At 49.3% G+C, this 806-nt stretch carries 1 protein-coding gene; it reads left to right on the top strand.

The annotated features are described in order from the left end of the window. Positions 1-771 (top strand): transposase (locus CIK96_RS00915; RefSeq protein ID WP_094439096.1); only part of this gene is annotated, 771 nt, incomplete at its 5' end. Between the last annotated feature and the right edge of the window lie 35 nt (positions 772-806).

Here is an 806-nt window from a genome sequence, read left to right as displayed (position 1 = left end):
ACCGGTATCTACCATGTGATGATGCGTGGTATTAATCATCAAACCATCTTTGAAGATGAGGAAGACAACTACCAGTTCATCAACACCCTCGACCGCATGCGTGTTAGGTACGATGACGAAGGCAACGCTTGTGGCCGAAACTGCTGCTATTACGCCTACTGCCTCATGGGCAACCACTTTCACCTCCTGATTCGCGAGCGCGACGAAAGAGTGGGAGAGACCATCAAGCGCATAGCAAGTTCATACGTGTACTATTATAATAGGAAGTACGGTCGTGACGGACACCTGTTCAAAGAGCGCTTCAAGAGCGAGCCAGTCAACGACATGGCCTACTTCACCGTACTGCTGAGGTATATACACCAAAATCCCGTCAAGGCGGGCATAGTAGAAAAAGTAAAGGACTACGAGTTCAGCTCCTGGGGCGAGTACGACGGCACCGTGGAGCCAGTATTTCAGATTTGCGATGTCAATACCGTACTGAATAGGATACCCTTTAAGGAGTTGGACGAATGGGTCAACGACCCGCTGGCAGATGATGTCTGCTGTTTAGACAACGACAATGAACGCCCTCGCTTGCGTCTTTCAGACGACCAAGTGTGGCAAGAGATAATAAAGATAGCAGGTGTAACCTGTAGTAGTGATTTTCAAAAAATAGATAAAACGAAACAACGAGAAGCGTTAGGCCTGTTGCGAGAGTTGGGTGCATCAGTGCGGCAGCTGGAGCGACTGACAGGCATCAGTCGGGGAGTGATTCAGTTCGTAAGGAAGTAGCTTGCCCCCTATGACACGTACCTGTCCCTTGTCAT

The sequence above is a fragment of the Prevotella sp. P4-98 genome, assembly GCF_002251405.1.
Classification (GTDB): domain Bacteria; phylum Bacteroidota; class Bacteroidia; order Bacteroidales; family Bacteroidaceae; genus Prevotella.
Note: the sequence above shows the minus strand (reverse complement) of the source record. Positions and strands in the feature narration are given on the sequence as shown.